The following is a 25,307-nucleotide window of genomic DNA, read 5'->3' as shown; positions in this document are numbered from 1 at the left end:
CTTGATTCCGCCTCGATAGTAACAGCTCGCCCCCCGGTTGAAGAACGGACCTTCGGGGGCATCCTTGTCCCAGTATTACTTTTGTGTTAGAACTAATCCATGCACTCAAGCAATGGGGCTCTGCAGGAGCGAACGACGGACGAGTCCGGTCACGACGACATCGGGGGTCGTGTGCTCCATCTGCACCGTCGCGGAACGAGCGTCGTGATCGATCTCTCGTCCGATCCAGTTCCGGTCATCGTCCACTGGGGTGAGGAGCTCGTCGACTCGACGCCCGAGAGCCTCCGAGGCCTCGCCGTCGCCGCGCGTCCGCAGCGTGTCTCCGGTGGCCTCGACCGCACCCCCCGCCTCAGTGCGATCGCGACCGGGGCCTCGGGCTGGTCGGGTACCCCCGCGATCGAAGGACATCGCGGGGGAGCGGGGTTCAGCATCGCGCCCGGGCGCGTCGACCACGAGTCGGACGACACTGCGGCAACGTTCAACCTCGAGGACGCCGAGGCCCGACTCGCGTTCCGATGGGAGATCAGGATCGGCTCGGGCGGTCTCCTCCACCAGCGGACAACGGTGACGAACACGGGCACCGATGCCTACTCGCTCGACAGGCTCGATGTGGCCTTCCCGACGCCGTGGGACGCGACGGAGCTGTTCGACACGACCGGTCACCATCTGCGCGAGCGCGCCGCTCAGCGTCGTGCGTTCACGCTGGGCACCCACCTGCGGGAGAGCCGCCGGGGTCGCCCCGGGGCGGACGCATCCGTGCTCCTGGCGGCCGGACGACCGGGATTCGGCTTCGAGTCCGGCCGTGTCCACGGCATCCACGTGGCGTGGAGCGGCAACCATCGCGTGCTCGCGGAGCGCACCGTGACGGGCGAGGCGTTCCTCGCGGCGGGCGAGTTGTTCGTGTCGGGCGAGGTCGAGATCGCGCCCGGAGCGTCCGTCTCGACCCCGTGGGTCATCGGCTCGTGGGGTGACGGGCTCAACGAGTTGTCCGCTCGGTTCCACGCCGAGTGGCGCGACCGGCCGCAGCATCCGACCCGCCCACGGCCCGTGACCCTGAACACGTGGGAGGCGGTGTACTTCGACCATGACATCGACCGCCTGACGTCGTTGGCGGAAGCGGCGGCCGAGGTCGGGATCGAGCGGTTCGTCCTCGACGACGGGTGGTTCACCGGACGGCGGGACGACACCCGAGGGCTCGGCGACTGGGAGGTCGACGCCGAGGTTTGGCAGGACGGCCTGCATCCCCTCGTCGATCGGGTCCGCGAACTCGGGATGGAGTTCGGACTCTGGGTCGAGCCCGAGATGATCAATCCGGACAGCGACCTCGCCCGCGCGCACCCCGAGTGGATCCTTCGGGCACGGACGACGCTGCCGCCGTCGGCACGACAGCAGCAGGTATTGAATCTGGCCGACCCCGACGCCTACCGGCACGTCGCCGACCGCCTGCACGCTTTGCTCATCGAGTACCCGATCGCCTACCTGAAGTGGGACCACAACAGGGACCTCGTCGACGCGGGGAGCGGCCCCGGCGGCGCGCCGCGCGTGCGCGAACACACGCTCGCCCTCTATCGCCTGCTCGACGAACTCAAGGCGGCGCACCCCGGGCTCGAGATCGAGACGTGCGCATCGGGCGGGGCCCGAGTGGACCTCGGCATCCTGGACCGCACCGACCGCATCTGGACGAGCGACAGCCTCGACCCGCTCGAGCGGCTCGAGAACCAGCGCCACACGGGACTCGTCGTGCCGCCCGAGATGATGGGAATGCATCTCACGAGCCCGGTCGTCCACTCCTCGGGCCGCACCGTCTCGCTCGAGCTCAGCGCGGCCGTCGCTCTCCTCGGGCACTTCGGCGTCGAATGGGATCTCACCTCCGTCGATGCCGTGACCCGTGGCCGCGTCGCCTCGTGGATCGCCCTCGCGAAGCGTCTTCGCCCGCTCATCGCGCACGGAACCGTCGTGCACGTCGACGGCGTCGAGCCGGGGATCGATGTGCGGGGAACCGTCGCCGCGGACGCCGCGTCGGCCGTCTTCGTCGTCACACAGGTGACGACGAGCGCCGCCTACCCGGCCGGTCGCATCAGGTTCCCGGGGCTGGATCCGGCACGCACGTACGAGCTCCGGATGCTGTCCGGCTCGTCGCACGAGCCCGGGCAGTCGCCCCTCGCCTGGGCAGAGGCCCCCATCACGATGACCGGTCGCGAACTCGCCACCATCGGCGTTCGCCCACCGGTGCAGTTCCCGCAGCAGGCGGTGGTCGTGGAGATCGACTCGCACCACTGACTCAACCGAGAACAGTTCACGCGCAAGGAGGCGCACACATGAGATCCAGACAACGAATACTGGTCCGCGCAGGGGCCGTCGTGGCCACCCTGGGTGCCGTCATGACGCTGGGAGGGTGCGCGGTGACGCCGGACGACGGTGTCACCACGCTCAGCTTCTTCCAGTTCAAGGGCGAAGCGCTCGAGGACTTCAACAGGATCATCGCGGACTTCGAGGCGGAGAATCCCGACATCCGCGTCGTCCAGAACCAGGTCGCGGATTCCGAGACCCTCATCCGCACCCTGCTCGTCAAGGACAAGGCACCGGACGTCATCACCCTGAACGCGAACGGCGGATTCGGTGATCTGGCCGAGGCGGGGGTCTTCTACGACTTCTCGAACGAGCCGGTGCTCCGAACGATCAACCGCGCCGTGCAGGAGATCCTCGCCGAGCTCGGCAACAAGGAGGGCGAGGTCAACTCGCTCGGCTACGTCAACAACGCCAACGGGGTGCTGTACAACCAGGACATCTTCGCGGAACAGGGCCTCGAGATCCCCGAGACGTGGGACGAGTTCATCGCCGTGTGCGATGCCCTCGAAGCCGCAGGCATCACGCCGTTCTACGGCACCCTCGGCGATGCCTGGACGGGCATGCCGTCGTGGAACGGGATCGGCGCGTACGCGGCGCAGGACGGATTCTTCGACGAGCTCCGGGCCGAGGGCGAGAACGTCGGCCCGGACTCGGCGGTGTCGTTCCAGAAGGACTTCCAGGACGTGATGGCCAAGCAGGCCGAACTGTTCTCGTACATGCAGGACGGCTACCGCGGTCAGATGTACGACGACGGCAATGCCGCCTTCGCGCGCGGTGAGTCGGCGATGATGCTGCAGGGGATCTGGGCCGTCAACCAGATCAAGAGCATCAACCCGGACGTCAACGTCGCCATCTTCCCGTACCCGGTTCCGGAGGACCCCGACGATCGGATCCTCGTCTCGGGCGTCGACGTCGCCGTGACGATGGCCAAGGACACACCGCATCGCGCGGAGGCACTCCGCTTCATCGACTATCTGTTCGAGGTCGGTGTGATCGAGGACTTCGCCGCGTCGCAGAACATGATCCCGTCGGTGATCGGGGCCGAGCTGAGCGACGACGCGGCACTGCAGTCCGTGAAGCCGTATTTCGACGAAGGGCGGATCACCGGCTTCATCGACCACCAGGTCCCGCCGAGCATCCCCCTGACACCCACGATCCAACAGTTCCTGTTCGACCGCAATGCGGATGCAACGCTTTCGACGCTCGACAACGAGTGGCGCAAGGTCGCGGCGCGAACCATCCCCGTGACGGGAGACGACAAATGAGCACATTGACCGAGGCCGTGCGCACGAGCACGTCGGGTGCCCGGAACAGGAGGCGCGCGGGACGCGTCAGGACGTCCGGGTCGCGGGCACTGCCCGCCTACTACTGGATGGTCTGGCCGGCCGTGATCGCGTTCGCCGCATTCCACACGATCCCCGTCCTCGTCGGCATCTTCTTCAGCTTCACGAACTACGCGGGCTACGGGGACTGGAGCTTCGTCGGTCTCGCGAACTACATCAACCTCGTCAAGGACGATCTGGTCCTGGCGGCGTACGGGTTCTCGTTCCTGTTCGCGATCGTCGCGACGATCCTCACGAACGTCATCTCGCTCGCCATCGCGCTGGGACTCAATGCCAAGATCCGGGCCCGGAACTTCTGGCGCGGCGTCTACTTCGTGCCGTACGTGCTGGCGATCCTCGTGATCGGCTACGTCTTCCAGTTCCTGTTCTCGAACTCGCTGCCGAAGATCCTGTCGGACATCCCGCTCTTCCGCGACAACATCCTCACGAACCCGGACTGGGCGTGGACGGCGATCGTGGGCCTCGCGGTCTGGCAGGCGTGCGCGTTCTCGATCATCATCTATCTCTCGGGGCTGCAGACGATCCCGCCCGAGCTCTACGAGGCCGCGTCGCTCGACGGGGCGTCGCCGTGGCGACAGTTCGGCGCGATCACCTTCCCGCTCATCAGCGCGTTCTTCACGATCAACGTCGTGCTGAGTCTCAAGAGCTTCCTGCAGGTGTTCGATCCGATCGTCGCGCTCACCAACGGTGGGCCGGGGACGTCCACCGAATCGGTCACCCTGCTCGTCTTCCGTGGTGGGTTCTCGGGCGGGGAGTTCGCCTACCAGACCGCCAACGCCGTGATCTTCTTCATCGTGATCACGATCGTCTCGCTCGTGCAGTTCCGGGTCCTTCAGCGCAGAGAGGCCGATATCTGATGACCACCGCAACCAATGTTCTCGCCGAAGCCGAGGTGACGGCACCGCGTCCCCGCCGTCGCCGTCGCCGCGCCGTCGAATCCGACGACACCCGGAAGACCAATTGGTGGGCGACCGCGCTCATCGCGGTCTGCTCGCTCACGGTGCTGATCCCGCTGTACCTGGCCGTCGTCGTGGCGCTCAAATCGCCCGAGCAGTTGGCGGCGGGCAACGGATTCGAGTGGCCGAACCCGGTCCGCTGGGAGAACTTCGCGGACGCCTGGGAGCGGACGGCGTTCCCGCAGGCACTCGTGAACACGTCGCTGATCACGGTCGGCTCGGTCGTCTTCACGCTGTTGACGAGTTCGGTCGTGGCCTATGCGCTCGCGCGGAACAGCCACCGTCGCTTCTTCAAGGGCGTGTTCTTCTACTTCCTCGCCGCGCTGTTCATCCCGTTCCCGATCATCATGCTCCCGCTGGTCAAGCAGACCTCGCTCCTGGGGCTCGACAACCAGATCGGCATGATCCTGCTCTACACGATCTTCGGGATATCGCTGAACATCTTCATCTACAGCGCCTACATCCGTTCGATCCCGATCGAGCTCGAAGAGGCGGCGCGCGTCGACGGCGCATCCACGTGGCGGGTGTTCTGGCAGATCGTTTTCCCGTTGCTCACGCCGATCAACGCGACCGTCGGGATCCTGACGTGCGTGTGGGCGTGGAACGACTTCATCATGCCGCTCGTGGTGCTCACCGATCCGGCCGCTCGAACGATCCCGCTCGCGCAGTACGTGTTCCAGGGGCAGTACAACATCGACACGACGACCGCGTTCGCCTCGTACCTCATGGCGATGGCGCCGCTGCTGATCGTGTACATCTTCTCGCAGCGCTGGGTCATCTCGGGCGTCACGCGAGGATCGATCAAGTAGCTCCGCTCGGCCGCGGGTGACGACGATCCGGTGTCGTCCCGCGACCGGGGTCGGATGCCGGAACGCGAGGGCGTCCGGGGTGATGGGGCGGTGTTCGACCGCCCCGTTGCTCGGGCGCCCTCGTCCGAGTGCACCGGTATCGCCGACGACCTGGGGGGAGGGACGAGGGGGGGCAACTGACCGACGGGTCACGCGACGGGAGCGTTGATTCGGCGCGATCGGGAACGGTCTTCCGGCGGCCCGCGCCGCGATGGAGCGACGGCTCACCGCGGACGACGCGTTCTTGCCCTAGTCGAGACCGAGCGCCCGGCGGACGCCCGCGGCATCGCCCGTCTCGCGCAGCAGCGTCATGACGGCGGGGTCGGCGAGGGCCCGCGCGAGCGTGGACATGATGCCGAGGTGGGCATCGTGGTCGACGGCCGCGAGGCCCGCGACGAGGTCGACGGGGTCGTTCTTCGCGTGCCCGAACACGACGGGCTCGTCGAGCTGTACCCAGCTGATGCCCGTGCGGAGGACGGCGGCGGACGGGCGGGCGTGTGCGAGCGCGAAGCCGGGCGCGATGACGATGTAGGGGCCGAGCGTCTCCACGGCGGCCACCATCTCGTCCGAGTAGACGGGCGTCGTGATGCCTGCCGCGACGAGCGCGTCGCCCGCGAGCCGCACGGCGCCCCGCCAGTCGTCCGCGTGGGCGCCGAGGAGGATCGCCTCGTCGGGCAGTGACGATTCGTTCGACGTGGTCATGGTCGGCCCCTTCCGGTGTGCAGCTCGGTCGAGCCGATGCTCGCAGATCCGGCTGTCGACCGGATGTGCTCGTCCGGCGGGTCCGAGCGGGCGCACCCGCCGGCGGGCCGACGCGGGGCGGGCACGCGCGGAGGCCTCGGTCGTAGGCTGGCGCCGGGTGCGTGATCCACGCGACGGACCACGACGACGCACCGGTGAGGAGACGGGGACGACATGGTCGAGCCACTCGAACAGCGGGCGATCGCGGCGGCGATCGCGATCCCGGCGCACGTCGTGCAGGCGAAGGGCAACGGTCACGCCGGGACCGCGATGGCCCTCGCCCCGCTCGCGCACGTGCTCTTCCAGCGGGTCATGCGGCACGACCCCGCCGATCCGTCGTGGCCCGGGCGCGACCGGCTCGTCCTGTCGGCGGGCCACGCGAGCCTGCTGCTCTACGTGCAGCAGATGCTCACGGGCTACGGGCTCGAGCTCGACGACCTCGCCGCCTCGCGACGGCTCGGGTCCCGCACACCGGGGCATCCCGAACTCGGCGTGACGGCCGGCGTCGAGATGTCGACGGGGCCGCTCGGCCAGGGACTCGCGAGCGCCGTCGGCATGGCCGCCGCGGCGCGGCACGAACGGGCCGTGTTCGGCGAGGACGCCGAGGTGTTCGACCACACCGTCTGGGTGATCGCGGGCGACGGTTGCATGCAGGAGGGCATCAGCTCCGAGGCGGCGAGCCTCGCCGGTGGGCTCGGGCTCGACGGCCTCGTCGTCGTGTGGGACGACAACCGCATCACGATCGACGGCCCCATTCCCGACGGCTTCTCCGACGAGGTGCGCGGACGATTCGACGCGGCCGGCTGGCGTGTGCTCGAGGCGACGGACGCGAACGACGTCGACGCGCTCGAGCGGGTGCTCGTCGAGGCCCGTCGGCGCACGGGCCGACCGACGCTCGTCGCACTGCGGACCGTCATCGGCGCACCCGCGCCCGAGCGCGCGGGGACGCCCGCCGCGCACGCGGGTGGATTCGGCGCCGACGAGGTCGCCGCCGTGAAGCGCTCGCTCGGGTTCGCGCCCGACGCGACGCTCGAACAGCTCGTCCCCGACGACGTCCGCGCGTGGACGCGCCGAGCGATCGGCCGAGGCGAACGATTGCACGCCGACTGGGACGCCGACATGGCCCGCTGGCGGCACACGCATCCGGAAGCGGCGAGCAGGTGGGACGCGTTCCTCGCGGGCGAGCCGGGGAGTGGCGACGCGGCGCTCGACGGGATCCCACGGGCCGAGGAGGGGGAGCGGATCGCGACGCGCGTCACGAACGGACGCGTGCTGCGAGCGCTCGTCGAGGCCGGCTATCCGGCCTGGGGCGGTTCGGCGGATCTGTCGGGGTCGACGAACGTCGCGCTCCCGGGTGCGGCGTTCTCGGCCGAGGAGCCCTCGGGCACCCACCTCGCGTTCGGCGTGCGCGAGCACGCGATGGCCGCGATGCTCACGGGCATCGCGTTGCACGGGCCGTGGCGTCCGTACGGCTCGACGTATCTCGCGTTCTCCGACTACCAGCGGCCCGCGATCCGGCTCGCGGCCCTCATGGGCCTGGACGTCATGTACGTCTACACGCACGACTCGGTCGCGGTGGGTGAGGACGGTCCGACGCACCAGCCGGTCGAGCAGATCGCCGCGCTGCGCACCGTGCCCGGCCTGCAGGTCGTCCGCCCGGCCGATGCGAACGAGGTGGTCGACGCGTGGCGTCGCATCGTCGACGCACCCGCGGGGCCGGTGGCCCTCGTGCTCGCGCGCCAGGCGGTGCCCGTCGTCGCGTGGCCCTCGTCGGCGGCCGACGGCGTTCGCCGCGGCGGCTACGTGCTCCGCGAGGCGGCGGGCTGGCAGCCGGGTGACGTGACGATCGTCGCGACGGGGAGCGAGGTCGCGCTCGCGGTGGCCGCGTCCGACGAGCTGGATGCGCGCGGCGTGCCGGTGCGCGTCGTGTCGATGCCGTGCGTCGAGTGGTTCCGCGCGGAGGCCGAGGACTACCGGGCGTACGTGATCGACCGCGCGGGCCCCGTGATCGCGGTCGAAGCGGGCGTCGGGGCGGCCTGGTACGAGTTCGCCGATGCCGTCGTCGGTGTCGAGGCGTTCGGGGAATCGGGGTCGGGCGACGAGATCATGGCGCTGCGCGGCGTCACGGTCGAGACGGTCGTGGCCGCCGTGCTCGATGCAGTCGGCGGCGAATCGGGACAATGAGCCTCCCGCGGGTCCCGCCAGTTGACGACAGCGAACGGGCCGCGGGGCAACCGGCGGCCCGTTCGTCGGAACGGCGCGTCAGTGCGAGACGGCACCGGACGTGGCGGGCGTTGCCTCGCCGGCACGCTGCGACGCGATGACGGACTCTGCGAGCGTGAGCCCGGGCAGCGGCTGGCGGGCGAACTGGCCGAGGAGGACGAGGACGCCGACGAGCAGGAGGAACGGGACCCAGCCGGTCCATCCGACGATCGTCGTGAGGCCGTCCATCGTGGAACCGGCATCGGCCATGCAGATGAAGATCGTCGCGGCAAACGCGTTGAGGCTGCCGTGGGCGACGGCTGCGGGGTAGACCGTCGCGCTGCGGAGGCGCAGCCACGAGATGAACGAGCCACCCGCGAGGCAGAAGCCGATCATCATGACGAGGCCGAGCGGTCCGCGGTCGTTGAAGTTGTAGCCGAGCAGGATGATCGGTGCGTGCCACAGCGCCCACACGACGCACGAGATCGCGATCGCGGGCCAGGTGCCGAGCGGACGAAGGGAGGGCAGGAGCCACCCTCGCCAGCCGAGCTCCTCACCGAACGCGGCGATCGTGGCCATCGGTACCGCGAACACGAGTGTCTGGAGGATCGTGATGAGGACGAGCACGGCAGGGGGCATCGCGTCGAACGTCCCGGCCTGATCGCTCGCGCCCGCCGCGGCGAGGTTCTGCGCGAAGAGTTCGCGGAGTGCGCTCACGTTCGCGAGGTCGAGCGTCACGTACCCCAGGGCCGCGGCGAGGAGCATGCTGAGCGCGAAGAGGACGGGCGGCGCGACGATGCCGATCGCGATGAACAGGATCGTCCGACCCGAGGGGCGGAAGACGAGCCCGAGGTAGCGCGCCTTCCGGGCCGGGCGCTGCACGAGGAAGACGACGACGAGCGCCGCGATCGTCGGGGTGTACATCATGCCGAGGAGCAGGAGCTGGAACGTGACGGGGTCGACCACGTCGAGCGAGGCGCCGCCGAGCCACAGGGGCAGGCAGGCGAGCCAGGCCCCGACGAACGCGATCGCGATGAAGACGGTGACGGCGCCCCAGGGCACCTTCGTCGGGAGGGCGTCGGCGCCGCGTTCGAGGCGGCGCCGCATGCGCTCGTCGGTCGCGTTCACGGCGTCGTTCGAGCTCGGGGCCGGGGAAGCGACGTCGGCTCCGTGTGGCGCGTGCGCCGACAGCGTTCCCGTCGACGGGGCGTCGGGCCCCGAGTCCGGACGACGGGCACCGGCTGCGGTGCCGGGAGTGGGGACCAGGTCGTTCGGTTCGTTGGTGTGCATGACCACCATGCTGCTCGCGGAGCGCGTCCGCTGCTTCGGCCGTGCGGGCGAGATCCGTGGGCGACGTGTGGGCTCCGGGCAGCGGACTCACCCGTGCGGGGGAGACGGAGCCGACGGCCACGTGGACGGCATCGGGCACGCTGGCCCGCACACGGGCGGGGATAGGGGACAATGGGCGGACCATGTCACCTCGCGCCTCCACTCCGCTCGAGCCCGCGGCCACGCCGCCCGCTCGCATCCGGAACTTCTGCATCATCGCCCACATCGACCACGGCAAGTCGACGCTCGCCGATCGCATGCTGCAGCTCACCGGTTCGGTGGAGGAGCGCGAGATGCGGGCCCAGTACCTGGACCGCATGGACATCGAGCGCGAGCGCGGCATCACGATCAAGTCGCAGGCCGTGCGCATGCAGTGGGGGGTCGACGGTGAGGAGTTCATCCTCAACATGATCGACACACCCGGGCACGTCGACTTCTCGTACGAGGTGTCGCGCTCGCTCGCGGCGTGCGAGGGCGCGATCCTGCTCGTCGACGCGGCACAGGGCATCGAGGCGCAGACGCTCGCGAACCTGTATCTGGCGCTCGAGAACGACCTCGAGATCATCCCGGTGCTCAACAAGATCGACCTCCCGGCCGCGGATCCGCAGCGGTTCGCGGGTGAGATCGCGAACCTCATCGGTGGTGACGCCGAGGACGTGCTGCGGGTGAGCGGGAAGACGGGCATGGGTGTCGAGGCGCTGCTCGACCGCGTCGTGGAGCGCGTGCCGGCGCCGGTCGGCGTCGAGGACGCGCCCGCGCGGGCGATGATCTTCGACTCGGTCTACGACGCGTACCGCGGCGTCGTCACCTACGTGCGCATGGTCGACGGCAACCTGCGAAGCCGCGAGCGGGTGGAGATGATGTCGACGGGGGCGACGCACGAGCTGCTCGAGATCGGCGTCTCGGCGCCCGAGCCGGTGGCCGCGAAGGGGCTGGGCGTCGGCGAGGTGGGGTACCTCATCACGGGCGTGAAGGACGTGCGCCAGTCGAAGGTCGGCGACACGGTCACGAACGCGAGTCGCCCGGCGACGGACGCGCTCGCGGGTTACACCGAACCGAAGCCGATGGTGTTCTCGGGGCTCTACCCGATCGACGCGAGCGACTACCCGGAGCTGCGCGAGGCGCTCGACAAGCTGAAGCTCTCGGATGCCGCGCTGAACTACGAGCCCGAGACGTCGGTCGCGCTCGGGTTCGGGTTCCGCGTCGGGTTCCTCGGGCTGCTGCACCTCGAGATCGTGACGGAGCGGCTGCGTCGCGAGTTCGACCTCGATCTCATCACGACGGCGCCGTCGGTCGTGTACGAGGTGACGACCGAGGACAACGCGGTCCACACGGTCACGAACCCGTCGGAGTACCCGGAGGGGCGCATCATCGAGGTGCGCGAGCCGCTCGTGCGGGCCGCCATCCTCGCGCCGAAGGACTACGTCGGCAAGATCATGGAGCTGTGCGAGTCGCGTCGCGGGTCGCTCATCTCGATGGACTACCTGTCGGAGGAGCGCGTCGAGCTGCGGTATTCGATGCCGCTCGGTGAGATCGTGTTCGACTTCTTCGACCACCTGAAGAGCCGGACGCAGGGGTATGCGTCGCTCGACTACGAGCCGATGGGTGAGCAGGCGGCGGAGCTCGTGAAGGTCGACATCCTGCTGCAGGGCGAGAAGGTCGATGCGTTCAGTGCGATCGTGCACAAGGACAAGGCGTACTCGTACGGCACGATGATGGCGGAGCGGTTGCGGAAGCTGATCCCGCGGCAGCAGTTCGAGGTGCCGATCCAGGCGGCGATCGGGGCGCGGATCATCGCGCGTGAGACGATCCGCGCGATCCGCAAGGACGTGCTCGCGAAGTGTTACGGCGGTGACATCTCGCGCAAGCGCAAGCTCCTCGAGAAGCAGAAGGAGGGCAAGAAGCGCATGAAGATGGTCGGTCGCGTGGAGGTGCCCCAGGAGGCGTTCATCGCGGCGCTGAGCGGCGACGTGGAGGGCAAGGAGAAGCGCTGAGCCTCGCGTCGACGCGCGGCCCGGGGGAACCTCCCGACCGCGCGGCTCACTCGCTCATCGAGGCTTCCGCGCTCCGGACTCGTCAGTTCGACCGGGTCAGCCGATCTCCTGCGCGAGCGCGACGATGATGCCCGAGGGGCCGCGCAGGTAGCACAGGAGATAGGCGTCCTCGTACTGGGCGATCTCGCCGAGCAACTCGGCGCCGTGGGGCAGTAGTCGCTCGACGGTCGCCTCGAGGTCGTCGACCGCGAACATGACGCGGTGCAGGCCGATCGTGTTCGGTGCGGGCGGCGCCGCCGGCACGGCCTCGGGCTCGCGGTAGTGCGTGAGCTCGATTCGGCCGTGGCCGTCGGGCGTGCGGAGCACGGCGATCTCGCTGCGGATGCCCTCGAGGCCGACCGTCTCGTCGGCCCATGGCCCCGAGATCTCGGCGCGCCCGTCGATGGAGAGCCCGAGTGCGGTGAAGAAGGCGACGGCCGCGTCGAGGTCCTCGACGACGATCGCAGTGTTGTCCAGACGTTGCACGGTCATGCGGTGACCGTACCCGGCCAGTGCGACAACGCGCTCGGAGTCGGGCTCGATCCGTCCGAGCGCAGGCTCGCGTGTGGTGGCGGTGCTCGGCGTGCTGCGTCGGGCGTCGGGCGTCAGTGGTCGGTGTCGGTGGTCAACGGTTGGCCCGCGGTGCGCCGGCAATTTGAACGGGCACCTTGCGATCGATGATCCATATGCGCATAGTTATGTGCATGCCATCGAAGAACGTGTACGTGTCCGAGTCCGATCTGCCCCTGTTCGAGCAGGCGGCCGCGCTCGCCGGATCGCTCTCGACGGCGGTGGCGGAAGGACTTCGCCTCTACGTGGCGAAGCGCCGTCGAGACACGGGAGGAGACGAGATGCGAACCATCGAACTCGCGGTCGACGAGGGGCCCGTCGTGGTCACCAAGCGGTTCACCGGGGCACCGGTCCTGCGATTCGAGCGTGTCGAGGCGGGACGGGCTCGGACCTTCCGGGTCTATCGCACGGCTCGTGGTCAGTTCGCGGTCTACCAGCGCGACGATCCCGACTGGTCGGCGATGGCCGACGTCGGGGACTGGGACGACGTGCGCGACGAGCACGGTGGCCCCGGCGAGCAGAGTGACGAGTGGCGCGGCGAGTGGTGGGCGTCGGGGCCCCGGACGTTGCGGGTGTACGCCGACATCGCCGCCATGGCCGACGACGTGCCGGCAGACCTCGTGCGCGCCCTCGAGGCGGCCGCCGATCGACCGGCGGTCGAGGAACTCGACATCTGACGCGGGCGCATCACCGGGATGCTCGCGCGACGCCACGGACAGCCTCCTGAACCTGGGGTTTTCCTGTGTCCTGGTGGGGGTTGTTGCTGGTGGTGCGGGTGTGGTGTGGGGGTGGGGTCTGGTGTCGGTGGGTGGGGTGAGGGTGGGGGTATGGAATCGACGGCGGAGCGTGTACGGGAGGTGTCCGGTGCCCTGGTGGGGCTACTGGGCGAGGTCCTCTCGGGCGAAGCCGTGCGTGGTGAGAGTGATGAGGGTGTGTTGGAGCTCGCGGTGGTCGCGGGGGAGTTGTTGCGGCGGGTCGAGGGGCTGGTGGTCGAGGTCGCGGGTGAGGTGCAGGCGCGCTCGGCGCCGCATCTGGGGGCGGGGCGGTTGTCGTCGCGGCGGGGTTGTCGCTCGGTGAACGAGGTGTTGCGGCGTGCGACGGGCACCTCGGCGGGGGCTGCCGCGCGGTGGTTGCGGGCGGCGTCGGCGGTGCGGGGCGGCGTGGATGCGTTGTCGGGTGAGGTGCTCGAGGCGCGGTGCGCGGCGGTGCGCGGCGCGATGGTCGCGGGGCATGTGGGGGTGGAGGGCGTGTTGGCGTGCACGGGCGCGTTGCTGGCGGCGTCGGCGCGGGCGGATGCGGGCATGTTCCGGGCGGCGGATGCGGCGTTGGCGGGCGAGGCGAGCGGGCCGCTCGTGCTCGGGCCGAGGCTGGGCCGCGCGGACGACGACGCTGCGGGCCGCGACGCCGAAGCCGCGTCCGATGCCGATCCCGATGTTCACGACGGCGCCGATGGCGATGGTGCTGCCGACGCCGAGGGCCGTGCCGGTTCCGGTGGTGGGGTGTTCGGGGTGCGGGCGGGTCGGGCGTGTGCGGAGCAGTTGCGGGTGCAGGCGCGGGTGTGGTCGATGGTGCTTGATCAGGATGGTGCCGAGCCGTGTGAGCAGCGCGCGTTGCGGCGTCGGGGTCTGCGGTTGGGGGTCGCGCGTGAGGGGTTGGTGCCGATCAGTGGGCACTTGTTGATCGAGACCGCGGCGCAGTTGCGGTTGATCGATTCCGCGCTGGCCGCGCCCCGCGCGGGCGACGGCACGCCCGGCCCCGACGGGCACGCGGTGCGTTTCCACCCCACCCTCGCGGGCCTCGCCCACCCGAGCGCGAGCGCCGCGCACGATGCTCGCGGCGACGGCACCGGGAGCGTCGCCGGGGTCGACGCGGACGCCGGGGCCGATGCCCGTGGTGGGGTCGGTGCTCGTCACGGGCTCGAGGGGGAGTTCGGTCCGGTCGATGACCGCACCCGCCCGCAACTCCTCCACGACGCGTTCACGACCGCGCTGCGCGTCGCCGCCGCCGCGAACCGGTTGCCCACGATGGGCGGCGCGGCACCCGTGCTGGTCGTGCAGGTCCGCGAACGCGACCTCGTCGAGGGCCGCGGCTGGGCCTACGCGACCGGGCAGGACGAACCCGTCCCCCTCGCCACCGCCCGCCACACCGCCTGTGCGGGCATCGTGCAACGCGTCACCCTCGACGACCACGGCCAGATCCGCCGCATCGGCACCCAACAACGCGTCTTCGACCGCGACCAACGCCGCGCGATCGCGCTGCGCGACGGCGGCTGCCTGATCCCCGGCTGCGGCACGCCCGCCGCGTGGTGCGAGATCCACCACGTCACCGAACACGCTCACGGCGGCCCCACCCACACCGACAACGGCGTCTTGTTGTGCTGGTACCACCACCGCAACCTCGACCGCACCGGCTGGCAGATCCGCATGAACCACGGCACCCCCGAACTCAAACCACCCCACTGGTACGACCCCCACGCCCACTGGCACCCCCACACCACCGCACCACTCCGACACACCACCCGCCTCAACCGACGAGCCTGAAACCAACCCACCGAGACGATCCCCCATATGCCTTGTGCAGCGGATGCGGAGCCGGCCCGGCGCCGCGACGACGACCGAACACGGTCGAACACGGTCAAAGACGCGAGTCATCCCCAATGGCCGAGTCCGCGACCTCAGGCGAGCCACCCGCGGCGCCCCGCGTCGCGCGCCCGGCGAACATGCGCTCGAGTCGCGAACCTGCAGTGGCGTCGAGAGCGCCCGTCCACGTCGCAATGCGAACGCGTCGCGAATCTGCGACCGCGTGGGGAATGTGCGACCGCGTCGCGAACGCGCGAGGCCGCCGTCAGTCGAGCGCGATCCAATAGCGTCGATACACGCGGCCGACCTCGTTCCGCCTGATGTCCTCCAGCACTCCGCCGCATGCCTCGATCGTGCGTGACGAGGCGATGTTGTCGTCGTCGCACGTCACGAGCACCGTGCCCATCCGACGGTTCCGTGCCTGCACGAGCATGCGCCGCAGCGCCCAGCTGCCGAGGCCACGTCCCCGTGCCGACGGTCGCAGACCGTAGCCGATGTGCCCTCCCTCGTCGAAGAGGAACGGCGTCAACTCGTGCCGGAGCGAGATCGAGCCCAGATACCGGGCGTCGTCCACGATCCAGCGGTACGTGCACGTCACGAGGCCGGGACCGTCGACGTGCCGCTCCTCCGCGAGCAATCGATCCACCCACGCGGCGAACCCGTCCGGCGACACCGGGTCGTCCGAACCGCGAAGGCCCGCACCCGGCTGGTGCTCGCCAACCCACTCCCGGCGCGCCGCCAGGAACGACTCGTGGAAGCGCACGTGCGGACGCTCGAGAACCGGCATCCCGGCACCTTACGCGGCCGTCGTGCACACGACGATGGATGCACCACCGCTCGGGGGCTTCTCCGCCCGCCTACGCTGCCACCCACCCGCGGAACGACCGCTCACCGCGATCGCCCGCGCGTGTTGGTGCGCGACCGATTGCGATTGCCTCCGCGCGACTGCCTGCGCCTGCCTGTGAGGGGCCGCCCGCGGTTGCCTCTGCGTGAACGCCCGCGATCGCCCCTGCAGGACCTCCGCGTTTCCTCGTGCGCGGCCACCCGCACTTCTTCGTGGGCGACCCGGGCAGCGCTCTCCGAGCGCCGTCCACCGCGGAACGCCTGCCACGACGTGCTACCACGACCGGCCCGGGGCGTGCCCGCGCTCGCATGTGCCACCATGACGGTGCCAGGGCGAGGGCGACCCCGCCGGACGACGATGGGCGAGCACCCGGATTGCAGGTCACCGTGACACAGCGCCACCCCGAACCCGCCTGGGTCGAGCACGTCATGTGGTGGCACCTCTATCCGCTCGGGTTCCTCGGCGCCCCCATCAGGCCCGACGACGACCCGACAACACGCCCCGTCGAACACCGTCTCGAGCGACTCGAACCCTGGCTCGACCACCTCATCGACCTCGGACTCAACGGCCTCGCGCTCGGCCCGATCTTCGCCTCGTCCACCCACGGCTACGACACCGTCGAACACCACCGCATCGACCCGCGGCTCGGCGACGACGCCGACTTCGACCGGCTCGTCGCCGCCTGCCGCGAGCGCGGCATCCGACTCCTCCTCGACGGGGTCTTCAACCACGTCGGCCGTGCGCACCCCGCCTTCCGAGACGTCGAAGCCGACGGGCCCGCGTCGGCGAGCGCCGAGCTGTTCCGCATCGACAGCGACGACCGGCGCCCGGGCGATCCCGTCCGCGCGGACGTGTTCGAGGGGCACGAGTCCCTCGTCGCCCTCGACCACACCTCACCCGCCGTCGAGGACCTCGTCGTCGACGTCATGACCACCTGGCTCGACCGCGGCGCCGACGGTTGGCGGCTCGATGCCGCCTACGCCGTCGACCCGGCGTTCTGGGGGCGCGTCCTGCCACGCGTCCGCGAGCGTCACCCCGACGCGTGGTTCTCGGGCGAGGTGATCCACGGCGACGGTGCCGCGATCGTCGCGACCTCGACGATGGACTCGCTCACCCAGTACGAACTCTGGCAGGGCATCTGGCACGCGATCGCCGACCGCAATCTGTTCGAGCTCGCCCACGCGATCGGCCGCCACGACGCCCTCCTCGACACATACGTCCCGACCACCTTCATCGGCAACCACGACGTGACGCGCATCGCGACCGCGATCGGGCCCGAGTTCGTCCCGCACGCACTCGCCGTGCTCTTCACGGTCGCCGGGACGCCCATGCTCTACGCGGGCGACGAACTCGCGTTCGAGGGCGTCAAGGAGGAGCGGCTCGGCGGCGACGACGCGGTCCGCCCCGAGTTCCCGCCGAACGCGCCGGCCGACGCTGAGCTCGCTCCGGACGCGCGTCGCGTGCTCGACGCGACCCGCACGCTCGTCGCGCTCCGGCGACGTCACCCGTGGCTGCACACGGCCCGCACCGAGGTCGAACACCTCACGAACACCTCGCTCGCACTGCGCACCGCCACCGACACCGACGCGCTCGTCACGGTGATCAATCTCGGTGACGATGAGCTCGCGATCGAGGGGCTGCGCGCATCGACGGTCGGGGCCGGCGACGCCCGGCTCGACGGCGCGACGGTGGCCATCGCGCCGCGCGGCTGGGCCGTTCTGCGCTGAACGTCGATCGCACCCGGCGATCCGGATCGACACCGCCGCGGCGTGATCCGTGGGATCGGGCGATCGCGCGCAGGGTCGCAGGGTTGCGGGACGGACGCTCCGTCAGGCGGCGCGCACGACCGGACGGTCCGGCACGGGAACGAGATCAATGTGTCCGCGCGACGTCGTGCGCGGCCGGACGTCGGCTCGGGCCCCGCCGTGGGCGCTTCGATAGGCCTCCGCTCTCGGCATAGCGTCGGTGCGTAGCCGGGGGCTCTGCGTCGGCGTGGCGTCGGTGCCTACCGGGGGCTCGGCGTCAGTGTGCGGTCAGTGCGAAGCCGGGAGCTCGTCTTCGGTCGTCGGATACGCGTCCTGTGCACCGGGACCACCGACCGCGAACGCACCGACCCTGACCGCGTATGCGGCCGCGGCGTGCAGCCCGTCGCCCCGCAGCAGCGCGACGGCGAGCGCTCCCGTGAACGCGTCGCCCGCGCCGGTCGTGTCCACCGCGGTCACGTTCGGAGCGGGCACGCGCACCGTGCGCGGTCCGTCCGTGGTGACCGTCCCGATCACGGCGCCGTCGGTGCCGACCGTGAGGACCACCGAATGCACCCCGGCAGCGAGCAGGGCATCGACGAGTCGCTCCGGATCGGCGGCATCCGACCTGTCGGTCACAACGGCGTCGCGTGGGTCGTCGACGCGGGTGCCGTGCGCACGTGCGTCGTCGGCATCCCGGTCGCCGCGCCGTGTCGAGGCGTCGGGGACGGACATCGGCACGTCCACCCCGGCCTCCGCTCCGGCACCGGCGCGCTCGACCCCGCCCACCAGCTCGACCCCGCCCAGCAGATCGAGCACGAGCGCCGCCTCGTGCTCGTTCACGACGAGCGGATCGGCGGAACGGACCACTGCCAGATCGATCGCGACGACCGGCGCGAGGTTCAACACGAGTCGACCGCCCGCGGTGCGCGCCGCCGCCTCGACCGTCTCGCCCGGCAGCTCGCCCTGGAGGACGACGACATCCGCCGACGCGATGCGTTCGCGATGCCGGGCGACGAGCTCGGGCCCGACCGTGGCGTTCGCTCCCGGAACCACCACGATCGAGTTCTCGCCCCGATCGTCGACCTGCACGATCGCGAGCCCCGTCGGACCCGCGACGCGAGTGAGCCGCGCGAGATCCACCCCGGCACGCTCGAGCCCGCTCGTCGCGATCGCCGCGTGTGCATCGTCGCCGACCGCCCCGATCATCGTGACCGGCGCCCCGAGCAGCGCCGCGGCGACCGCCTGGTTCGCGCCCTTCCCGCCCGGACGCACCTCGCTCGACGTCGCGAGCAGCGTCTCGCCGGGCCCGGGGAGACGCGCGACACGAACGAGCAGATCGGCGTTCACCGATCCGACGACGACGATCCCGCCACTCACGCCGCCGCGGCCTCCGTCGACTCGTCGGCGCTCGGCGGCGCGTCGGTCTCTCCGGCTCCCGATCGCTCGGCCGCCACGATCGAGCCGATCGCGCCGTCGAGTCGCGGGTGGTGGAAACGGTAGCCGGCCTCGAGCAGGCGCTGCGGCACGACCCACCTGCTCTTGAGGATGAGTTCGGTCTCGGTCCGCAGCGCGACGGCGCCCAGCTCGAGCATCCAGCGCTGCAGTGGGGGGCCGACGAGCGCCCGCTCGTGCCGACGGACGAGCGCCATGAGGCGCCGGTTCGTGACGGGGTGCGGGCTCGACGCGTTCACCGGGCCCTCGATGTCGGGCCGGGTCTCGAGGAAGTCGATGATCCGCGCGATGTCGCCGAGGTGGATCCAGCTGAATCGCTGCTCGCCGCGGCGCGAGCCCGGGTCGTGGGCCGTGCCTGCGGCGCGGCGTGCCGCCGACACCGGCCAGGGCCCGTCCCAGGCCGAGCCGCCGAGGCCCGCGCGGGCGAGCGTGCGCAGCACGGGCAGCACGCCGCCCGAGCCGAGCACGATCGCGGAGCGCATCGCGACGCGTCGCGTCGCGGGCAGCTCGTCGCGGAACAGCTCCGCCTCCCACGCCCGCGCCACGTCGACCGAGAAGCCCGAGCCGAGTTCACCCTCGCGCTCGGTCTGGGGACGATCCATCGCGTGCCGGTAGATCGTCGCGGTCGACGAGTTCACCCACAGGGCCGGGGGAGCGGCCGCGCGACGGATCGCCTCGGCGATCGCCGCGGTCGTCGCGACGCGCGAGCGGATGATCTCGGCACGGTTCGGGGGCGTGTAGCGGCAATCGACGCTCTTCCCGGCGAGGCCGAGGACGAGCGAGGCGCCGTCGACGGCCCGGGCGAGGCCGTCGGGGTCGTCCCACGTGAGGTCGGACCCCGCGCGGCCGACCGTGACGACCTCGCGGCCCGCGCGCCTCGCGCGGTTCGCGAGTGCGTGCCCCATGAAGCCGCCGGCTCCGCCGATCACGACCCGTCCGTCGGGCGCTCCTGCGCTCATGTGTGTTGCTCCGTCCGTTCGATGCGGTAGGTGAACGAGCCCGCGTACTCGTAGATCGTGCCGAGCAGGGGCAGCGTGACCGTCAGGTCGACGTGCTGCTGCCCGTCGGCTGTATCCCCGTCGCTTCCGTCCCGGTCGTCGGGGTCGTCGAAGCGTTCCGTGAGGGAGATCCGAGGTGCGACGAACGACGGGAGCCGGAGCCGGAACAGGCCGGCTCGGACGCCCACCGCGCGGCTGTCGAGTCGGAGCGCACCACCGCGCACATCGACGTCGAAGGCGGCGACGACGGTGCCGAACCGCCCGAGGGAGTCGACGAGGCGTCCCGTCGGCGCGAGCGAGACGGTGTCGCCCATCGTCCACACGCGGCCGCGCAGGTGGAAGTCGCGCTGCGCGAGCGCGCGGCCGTCGACCGTGCGATTGACGATCCGGAAGGGCACCTCGTGCTCGAAGCCGCCGAACGCGACACCGAGCGGTTCGACGAGGCGCACGAGTGGCCGCAACCATCGCTGCGGCACGCCGGCGCGCTCGAAGACGCCGTGCCCGACGCCGATGTGGCCGGCGGGAATGGTCGCGAAGTACGTGCGCAACCGTGGGTGCAGTTCGTCGATCCGATCGCCGAGCGCCCGGGCGTACGGTGAGCCGTTCGCGCTCGCGTTCCCGAGCCCCTCCGAGTCGCCGTCGGTGTCGGTCGGGCGGTGGTGCGTGGTCACGTCTGCAGCCTACGGTGGCGTGCTCCGCGGCGGATCCCGCGCTCGGGGGAGTCGGCATGCGACCGTGGGTGTGCGGGTATCCGTCGCCGACGGGATCGGGACGAACGGGATCGGGACGAACGGGATCGGGACGAGTGGGGTCGAGCCGGTCGGGATCAGGTGGAACGGTTCGCGGAGGCGCCGACGGGTCGCGAGGTCCGCACGCCACCGGAGCCCGCGCGATGACGACGGACCCGCTCGCGGTTCGCACACGCGGGGGAGCAGTGTCGCTGCCGACCGCCGCGCGACACGTCGGCGAAGACCCGCTCGCACTCGCCCGCCGCGCACACGCCCCACCGGTCCATGCCGAGTTGCGTCAGGTGAAGTGCCGTCCCCACCGTGATGAGTGCCGCGATCTGGCGCCCGACCGCGACGTCGTCCTCCCGGAAGTGGAGGTGCCAGCCGTCCCCGGCGTGGTCCGTGAGTCGCGGCGCCGCCGCGTACTCGGCGAGCAGCACGTTGAGGGCGTCGGCGCGTCGACCGCGGTCGGTCTGCGCGGCGATCGCGCGCCACCGGTCGAGGAAGCCGAGCGTGTGATCGAGATCGTCCTCCGAGGTGGGGAGGTCGATGACGAGCCCGGCCGACGTGCACCGTCGCACGAGTTCGGGGGCATCGCGCGGCGGATCGTTCGCGAGGTCGACTCCGAGTGCGATCGGCTCTCGGCCGTAATGGTTGAAATGCACGATGCCATTACAGCACGCTCGAGGCATGCGAAACGACTGTCCTCACGAATGGCTCACCGAATCCCGACACCGGGCGAGCGCCGGGCTGCTCCGCTACGAGCGGTGCGCGTGCGGGGCCCGCAGGATCTCGGTCTCGCAGGACGCGGGCGACCGCGGGACGACGAGCGTCGAGGCACTCCGTCGACCCGGCACCGGCGGCACCGTCGGTGCCGGTGGCACCGGTGGACGTGCGCCGATCACGGGGACGCACACACCCGCCGGCCGGACGCCTGGCCTCGCCGGTTAGGATCTCGGGCGTGATCGTGACCTCCCGCACTGCCCCGGACCGCCCGGCGCCGCGACGCACCCACGCCTGATGGCGCGGCCGGGACCCCGGCGTCGGACGGTCGCCGACGCCCCCGTCTGCAACTACGCGGCCGTCGGTGCGACGGCGAACGACGACCTCCTGCGCTACCCGCCGAAGGGCCATCGCGCGGCGGAATACCGCGCGAAGCTCGGCTCCGGCGAGGAGCGGTTCGAGAAGTCCGTCGCCCGACTCATGCGCTGGGGAGTGCAGCTGGGCTCCGGGCTCGAGGTCGTCGACGTGCGCCAGGAGACCATGGCGGGTGACGCCTACCGCTCCCTCGCGGTCGACCCGAGCAGCAACGCGTCCGTCCCCGTCCGCCCCCACGCACACCTCTTCGACTTCGCCGATCCGGTCCTCATCCGTCCCGGTGCGACCGCCGACATCGTCACACGGACGGGGCCGTTCCGGTTCTCCTCGCCCGTCCGCGTCCTGACGGTGATCGCCGAGCAGCACCGGTTCGGGTTCGTGTACGGCACCCTGCCGGGTGGGCCTGAAGCGGGCGAGCAGCGGTTCGTCGTCACGCACGAGCCCGACGACTCCGTCTGGATCACGATCCGCGAGTTCGTCCGCCCCGGCTCGTTCCGCTTCCGCCTCGTGTGGTGGTACGCGAACCGCTACCGCAAGCGCATCATCCGCCGCTACCTCGCGGCGCTGCACCCGACGACCCCCGTGCCGGGCGCGAGCGCGCGCCCCGCCGACGAGGGGCCGTACGGCGCCCGGGCCACGCGGAACCGGTAGCCTGGGAGCGTGAGCGAGCAAACGAATCCCTTCGGCCAGGTCCTCGTCGCGGTCGTGACCCCCATGACGGTCGACGGCGAAGTCGCGTGGGGCGACGTCGAGAAGCTCTTCGACTCCCTCATCGAGGGCGGCGCCGACGGCATCGTCGTGACGGGGACGACGGGAGAGACCTCGACACTCACCGACGCCGAGAAGCTCAAGCTCGTGCGCGTCGGCAAGGACGTGGCCGGTGGCCGCGCCAAGATCATCACGGGTGGCCCGTCGAACGAGACGGCCCACGCGATCCAGCTCGCACGGCAGTCCGCCGAGGCCGGCGCCGACGCGATCATGGCCGTCACGCCCTACTACAACAAGCCGACGCAGTCGGGCGTCCTGACGCACTTCCGGATGGTCGCGAACGCGACCGATCTGCCCGTGATCCTCTACGACATCCCCGGCCGCGCAGGCATCCCCATCCGCTACGAGACGATCCTGCGCGCCGCGAAGCACCCGAACATCCTCGCCGTCAAGGACGCGAAGGGCGACCTCGCCGAGGTGAGCCGGGTGCTCAACCAGACCGACCTCATGTACTTCGCGGGCGACGACGCGAACGCGCTGCCGACGCTCGCGATCGGCGGCACCGGCCTCATCGGCGTCACCGCGAACATCGCCCCCCACGCGTACCGAACGATGGTCGACGCCGTGAACCGCGGCGACCTGCCCGCCGCGACGGCCGCGCACCGCTCGCTCGAACCCCTCGTGCGGTCCACGATGACGCACGTTCCCGGGACGGTCGCGACGAAGTACATCCTGCACGGCCTCGGGCGGATCGGTTCACCCCGCGTGCGCCTCCCGCTCGTCGGGCCGGAGGACTTCGAGGCCGCCCTCATCGAGGACGACATCGCGCTCGTGCGCGACATCGAGGGCCTCGACCTCCGCAACTTCCGCCCCGACCGCAATGCGGCCGCGGGCGGTGCGCTGCCGCAGATCCCCGGCACCACGCGATAGACCACATCAGGGCGCGAAGGCGCCGTACCCCCTGCCGGAAGGCGATCTATGACCACATCCACCGAACTGCCGAAACTCGCGAAGGGCACCCTGCGGATCATCCCGCTCGGTGGCCTCGGCGAGGTGGGCCGCAACATGGCCACCTTCGAGATCGACGGCAAGATCCTCATCGTCGACTGCGGCGTGCTCTTCCCCGAGGAGACGCAGCCGGGTGTCGACCTGATCCTCCCCGACATCGACTCGGTCAAGGACCGTCTCGACGATGTCGTCGGCATCGTGCTCACGCACGGTCACGAGGACCACATCGGCGGCGTGCCCTATCTCCTTCGCCTCAAGCGGGACATCCCGCTCATCGGCTCGGAGCTGACGCTCGCGCTCGTCGAGGCGAAGCTCAAGGAGCACCGCATCAAGCCGTTCACGCTGACCGTCGAGGAGGGGCAGGTCGAGCAGCTCGGCCCGTTCCGGCTCGAGTTCGTCGCCGTGAACCACTCGATCCCCGACGCGCTCGCCGTGCACATCACGACCGCCGCCGGCACCGTGCTGCACACGGGCGACTTCAAGATGGACCAGCTGCCGCTCGACGACCGGCTCACCGATCTGCGCGCGTTCGCGCGGCTCGGGGAGGAGGGCGTCGACCTCTTCATGGCCGATTCGACGAACGCGGAGGTGCCGGGCTTCACGCCGACCGAGCGGGCGATCGGCCCCGTCCTGAGCGACGTCATCTCGAAGACGCCGGGCAAGGTCGTCGTCGCGAGCTTCTCGAGCCACGTGCACCGCGTGCAGCAGGTCATCGACGCGGCCGTCGAGAACGGCCGCCGGGTCGCGCTCATGGGCCGCTCGATGGTCCGCAACATGGGCATCGCCGAGGACCTCGGGTACCTCGACGTGCCCGAGGGCGTGCTCATCGACCATCGCAAGGCCGTCAACCTGCCGGACGACAAGATCGTGTTCATGTCGACGGGGTCGCAGGGCGAGCCGATGGCCGTGCTCAGCCGGATCGCCGCGCACAACCATCAGATCGAGGTGGGGGAGGGCGACACCGTCATCCTCGCGTCGAGCCTGATCCCGGGCAACGAGAACTCCGTCTTCCGCATCATCAACGCGCTCATCAAGAACGGCGCGAATGTCGTGCACAAGGCGAACGCGAACGTGCACGTCTCGGGCCACGCGTCGGCCGGTGAGCTGCTCTACTGCTACAACATCATCGAGCCCGAGTACGCGATGCCGGTGCACGGGGAGTTCCGTCACCTCGTCGCGAACGCGGGCATCGCGAAGCAGTCCGGCGTGCCCGCCGAGAACACGTTCGTCGTGGAGAACGGCGCCGTCCTCGAGATGCGCGACCACCAGGTGCGCGTCGTCGGCCAGATCGACATCGGCTTCGTCTACGTCGACGGCTCGACCGTCGGCACGATCACCGACGCCGACCTCAAGGATCGCCGCATCCTCGCGGAGGAGGGGTTCATCTCCATCTTCACCGTCGTCGAGGCAGCGACGGGCAACATCGTCGTCGGGCCCGAGATCCACGCGCGCGGTTTCGCGCCCGAGGAGGCGGTCTTCGACGACATCATCCCGGGCATCCAGAAGGCGCTCAAGGAGGCCGTCGAGGGTGGCACGCGCGACCAGTACCAGCTCTCGCAGGTCGTGCGACGCACGGTCGGCCGCTGGGTCAACACGAAGCTCAAGCGCAAGCCGATGATCATCCCGGTCGTCATCGAGGCCTGACCGGCCGCGCCCTCGACGGGGCGCGAGACGGACGGCGGCGGGCGTGTGGCGGGACCAACCACGGTTGGTCCCGCCACACGCCCGCCGCCGTCCGTCTCTGTCGTTCGGCCGAGGTGATTCGCCCGCACGGGG

Annotated in this window: 21 protein-coding genes; 13 read left to right on the top strand and 8 right to left on the bottom strand. The window is 70.6% G+C overall.

The window, feature by feature from the left end; translation table 11 throughout:
• Positions 1–99 precede the first annotated feature (99 nt).
• From HNR16_RS09085 to HNR16_RS09070, 4 genes are all read left to right on the top strand, one after another.
• Positions 100–2,280 carry an alpha-galactosidase gene (locus tag HNR16_RS09085; protein ID WP_158040811.1) on the top strand — a complete coding sequence of 727 codons (2,181 nt, stop codon included), beginning with the start codon at positions 100–102 and terminating at the stop codon, positions 2,278–2,280.
• 101 nt (positions 2,281–2,381) lie between these two features.
• Positions 2,382–3,614 (top strand): ABC transporter substrate-binding protein, encoded by a 1,233-nt coding sequence (locus tag HNR16_RS09080; protein ID WP_225737876.1) that lies wholly within the window; start codon positions 2,382–2,384, stop codon positions 3,612–3,614.
• Positions 3,611–4,549 (top strand): carbohydrate ABC transporter permease, encoded by a 939-nt coding sequence (locus tag HNR16_RS09075; RefSeq protein ID WP_158040809.1) that lies wholly within the window; start codon positions 3,611–3,613, stop codon positions 4,547–4,549. Before HNR16_RS09080 ends, HNR16_RS09075 begins: the two co-directional genes overlap by 4 nt.
• Positions 4,549–5,457 carry a carbohydrate ABC transporter permease gene (locus HNR16_RS09070; protein WP_158040808.1) on the top strand — a complete coding sequence of 303 codons (909 nt, stop codon included), beginning with the start codon at positions 4,549–4,551 and terminating at the stop codon, positions 5,455–5,457. The genes HNR16_RS09075 and HNR16_RS09070 overlap by 1 nt, the downstream gene beginning before the upstream one ends.
• A 288-nt stretch (positions 5,458–5,745) precedes the next feature.
• Here the strand turns inward: HNR16_RS09070 and HNR16_RS09065 are convergent, their stop codons facing one another.
• Positions 5,746–6,198, bottom strand: coding sequence for a PTS sugar transporter subunit IIA (locus HNR16_RS09065; RefSeq protein WP_158040807.1), 453 nt, complete (start codon positions 6,196–6,198; stop codon positions 5,746–5,748).
• Between the two features lie 213 nt (positions 6,199–6,411).
• Between HNR16_RS09065 and HNR16_RS09060 the strand changes: the two genes are divergently transcribed.
• A complete protein-coding gene (locus tag HNR16_RS09060) occupies positions 6,412–8,421 on the top strand; it encodes a transketolase family protein (RefSeq protein WP_158040806.1) in 2,010 nt (669 codons plus the stop codon).
• Between the two features lie 78 nt (positions 8,422–8,499).
• Here the strand turns inward: HNR16_RS09060 and HNR16_RS09055 are convergent, their stop codons facing one another.
• Positions 8,500–9,567 (bottom strand): CPBP family intramembrane glutamic endopeptidase, encoded by a 1,068-nt coding sequence (locus HNR16_RS09055; protein WP_225737875.1) that lies wholly within the window; start codon positions 9,565–9,567, stop codon positions 8,500–8,502.
• A gap of 344 nt (positions 9,568–9,911) precedes the next feature.
• On the opposite strand from HNR16_RS09055, the gene lepA reads away from it, so the two are divergent.
• Positions 9,912–11,762 carry a translation elongation factor 4 gene (gene lepA / locus HNR16_RS09050; RefSeq protein ID WP_158040805.1) on the top strand — a complete coding sequence of 617 codons (1,851 nt, stop codon included), beginning with the start codon at positions 9,912–9,914 and terminating at the stop codon, positions 11,760–11,762.
• Positions 11,763–11,858: 96 nt separating this feature from the next.
• On the opposite strand, the gene HNR16_RS09045 is transcribed toward lepA, so the two are convergent.
• Complete coding sequence (locus tag HNR16_RS09045; protein WP_179558176.1) at positions 11,859–12,293, bottom strand: VOC family protein; 435 nt, start codon at positions 12,291–12,293, stop codon at positions 11,859–11,861.
• A gap of 212 nt (positions 12,294–12,505) precedes the next feature.
• On the opposite strand from HNR16_RS09045, the gene HNR16_RS09040 reads away from it, so the two are divergent.
• Positions 12,506–13,048, top strand: a complete 543-nt coding sequence (locus tag HNR16_RS09040; protein ID WP_158040804.1) for an EXLDI protein — start codon at positions 12,506–12,508, stop codon at positions 13,046–13,048.
• Positions 13,049–13,243: 195 nt separating this feature from the next.
• On the top strand, positions 13,244–14,911 hold the full coding sequence (locus tag HNR16_RS09035; RefSeq protein ID WP_179558175.1) for a DUF222 domain-containing protein: 1,668 nt from the start codon (positions 13,244–13,246) through the stop codon (positions 14,909–14,911).
• Between the two features lie 304 nt (positions 14,912–15,215).
• Here the strand turns inward: HNR16_RS09035 and HNR16_RS09030 are convergent, their stop codons facing one another.
• Positions 15,216–15,737, bottom strand: a complete 522-nt coding sequence (locus HNR16_RS09030) for a GNAT family N-acetyltransferase (RefSeq protein ID WP_158040802.1) — start codon at positions 15,735–15,737, stop codon at positions 15,216–15,218.
• A 485-nt stretch (positions 15,738–16,222) separates the two neighbouring features.
• Between HNR16_RS09030 and HNR16_RS09025 the strand changes: the two genes are divergently transcribed.
• Positions 16,223–17,521: an alpha-amylase family protein gene (locus HNR16_RS09025; protein WP_225737884.1), complete on the top strand. Its 1,299-nt coding sequence runs from the start codon at positions 16,223–16,225 to the stop codon at positions 17,519–17,521.
• A 306-nt stretch (positions 17,522–17,827) separates the two neighbouring features.
• Here HNR16_RS09025 and HNR16_RS18800 read toward each other — a convergent pair whose 3' ends face one another.
• The 4 genes from HNR16_RS18800 to HNR16_RS18795 form a co-directional block, all read right to left on the bottom strand.
• A complete protein-coding gene (locus tag HNR16_RS18800) occupies positions 17,828–18,916 on the bottom strand; it encodes a ribokinase (RefSeq protein WP_158040800.1) in 1,089 nt (362 codons plus the stop codon).
• The gene (locus tag HNR16_RS09015; protein WP_158040799.1) at positions 18,913–19,950 is read right to left on the bottom strand and encodes a DUF1731 domain-containing protein; all 1,038 of its coding nucleotides are present in this window, start codon (positions 19,948–19,950) and stop codon (positions 18,913–18,915) included. The genes HNR16_RS18800 and HNR16_RS09015 overlap by 4 nt, the downstream gene beginning before the upstream one ends.
• Complete coding sequence (locus tag HNR16_RS09010; protein WP_158040798.1) at positions 19,947–20,660, bottom strand: DUF4166 domain-containing protein; 714 nt, start codon at positions 20,658–20,660, stop codon at positions 19,947–19,949. The genes HNR16_RS09015 and HNR16_RS09010 overlap by 4 nt, the downstream gene beginning before the upstream one ends.
• 155 nt (positions 20,661–20,815) lie before the next feature.
• Positions 20,816–21,382 (bottom strand): CGNR zinc finger domain-containing protein, encoded by a 567-nt coding sequence (locus tag HNR16_RS18795; protein ID WP_225737874.1) that lies wholly within the window; start codon positions 21,380–21,382, stop codon positions 20,816–20,818.
• A 25-nt stretch (positions 21,383–21,407) separates the two neighbouring features.
• On the opposite strand from HNR16_RS18795, the gene HNR16_RS09000 reads away from it, so the two are divergent.
• The 4 genes from HNR16_RS09000 (at position 21,408) to HNR16_RS08985 (ending at position 25,175) form a co-directional block, all read left to right on the top strand.
• A complete protein-coding gene (locus HNR16_RS09000; RefSeq protein WP_158040796.1) occupies positions 21,408–21,668 on the top strand; it encodes a hypothetical protein in 261 nt (86 codons plus the stop codon).
• Between the two features lie 69 nt (positions 21,669–21,737).
• Entirely contained in the window at positions 21,738–22,466 is a 729-nt protein-coding gene (locus HNR16_RS08995) for a DUF1990 family protein (RefSeq protein ID WP_158040795.1), read from the top strand.
• Between the two features lie 9 nt (positions 22,467–22,475).
• Positions 22,476–23,453: a 4-hydroxy-tetrahydrodipicolinate synthase gene (gene dapA / locus HNR16_RS08990; protein WP_158040794.1), complete on the top strand. Its 978-nt coding sequence runs from the start codon at positions 22,476–22,478 to the stop codon at positions 23,451–23,453.
• Between the two features lie 48 nt (positions 23,454–23,501).
• Positions 23,502–25,175 carry a ribonuclease J gene (locus tag HNR16_RS08985; protein WP_158040793.1) on the top strand — a complete coding sequence of 558 codons (1,674 nt, stop codon included), beginning with the start codon at positions 23,502–23,504 and terminating at the stop codon, positions 25,173–25,175.
• Positions 25,176–25,307: the final 132 nt, after the last annotated feature.

Origin of the sequence: Pseudoclavibacter chungangensis (genome assembly GCF_013410545.1) — a bacterium.
Taxonomy (GTDB): domain Bacteria; phylum Actinomycetota; class Actinomycetes; order Actinomycetales; family Microbacteriaceae; genus Pseudoclavibacter; species Pseudoclavibacter chungangensis.
The sequence above is the reverse complement of the archived record's forward strand: the minus strand, read 5'-3'. Positions and strand labels throughout refer to the sequence as shown.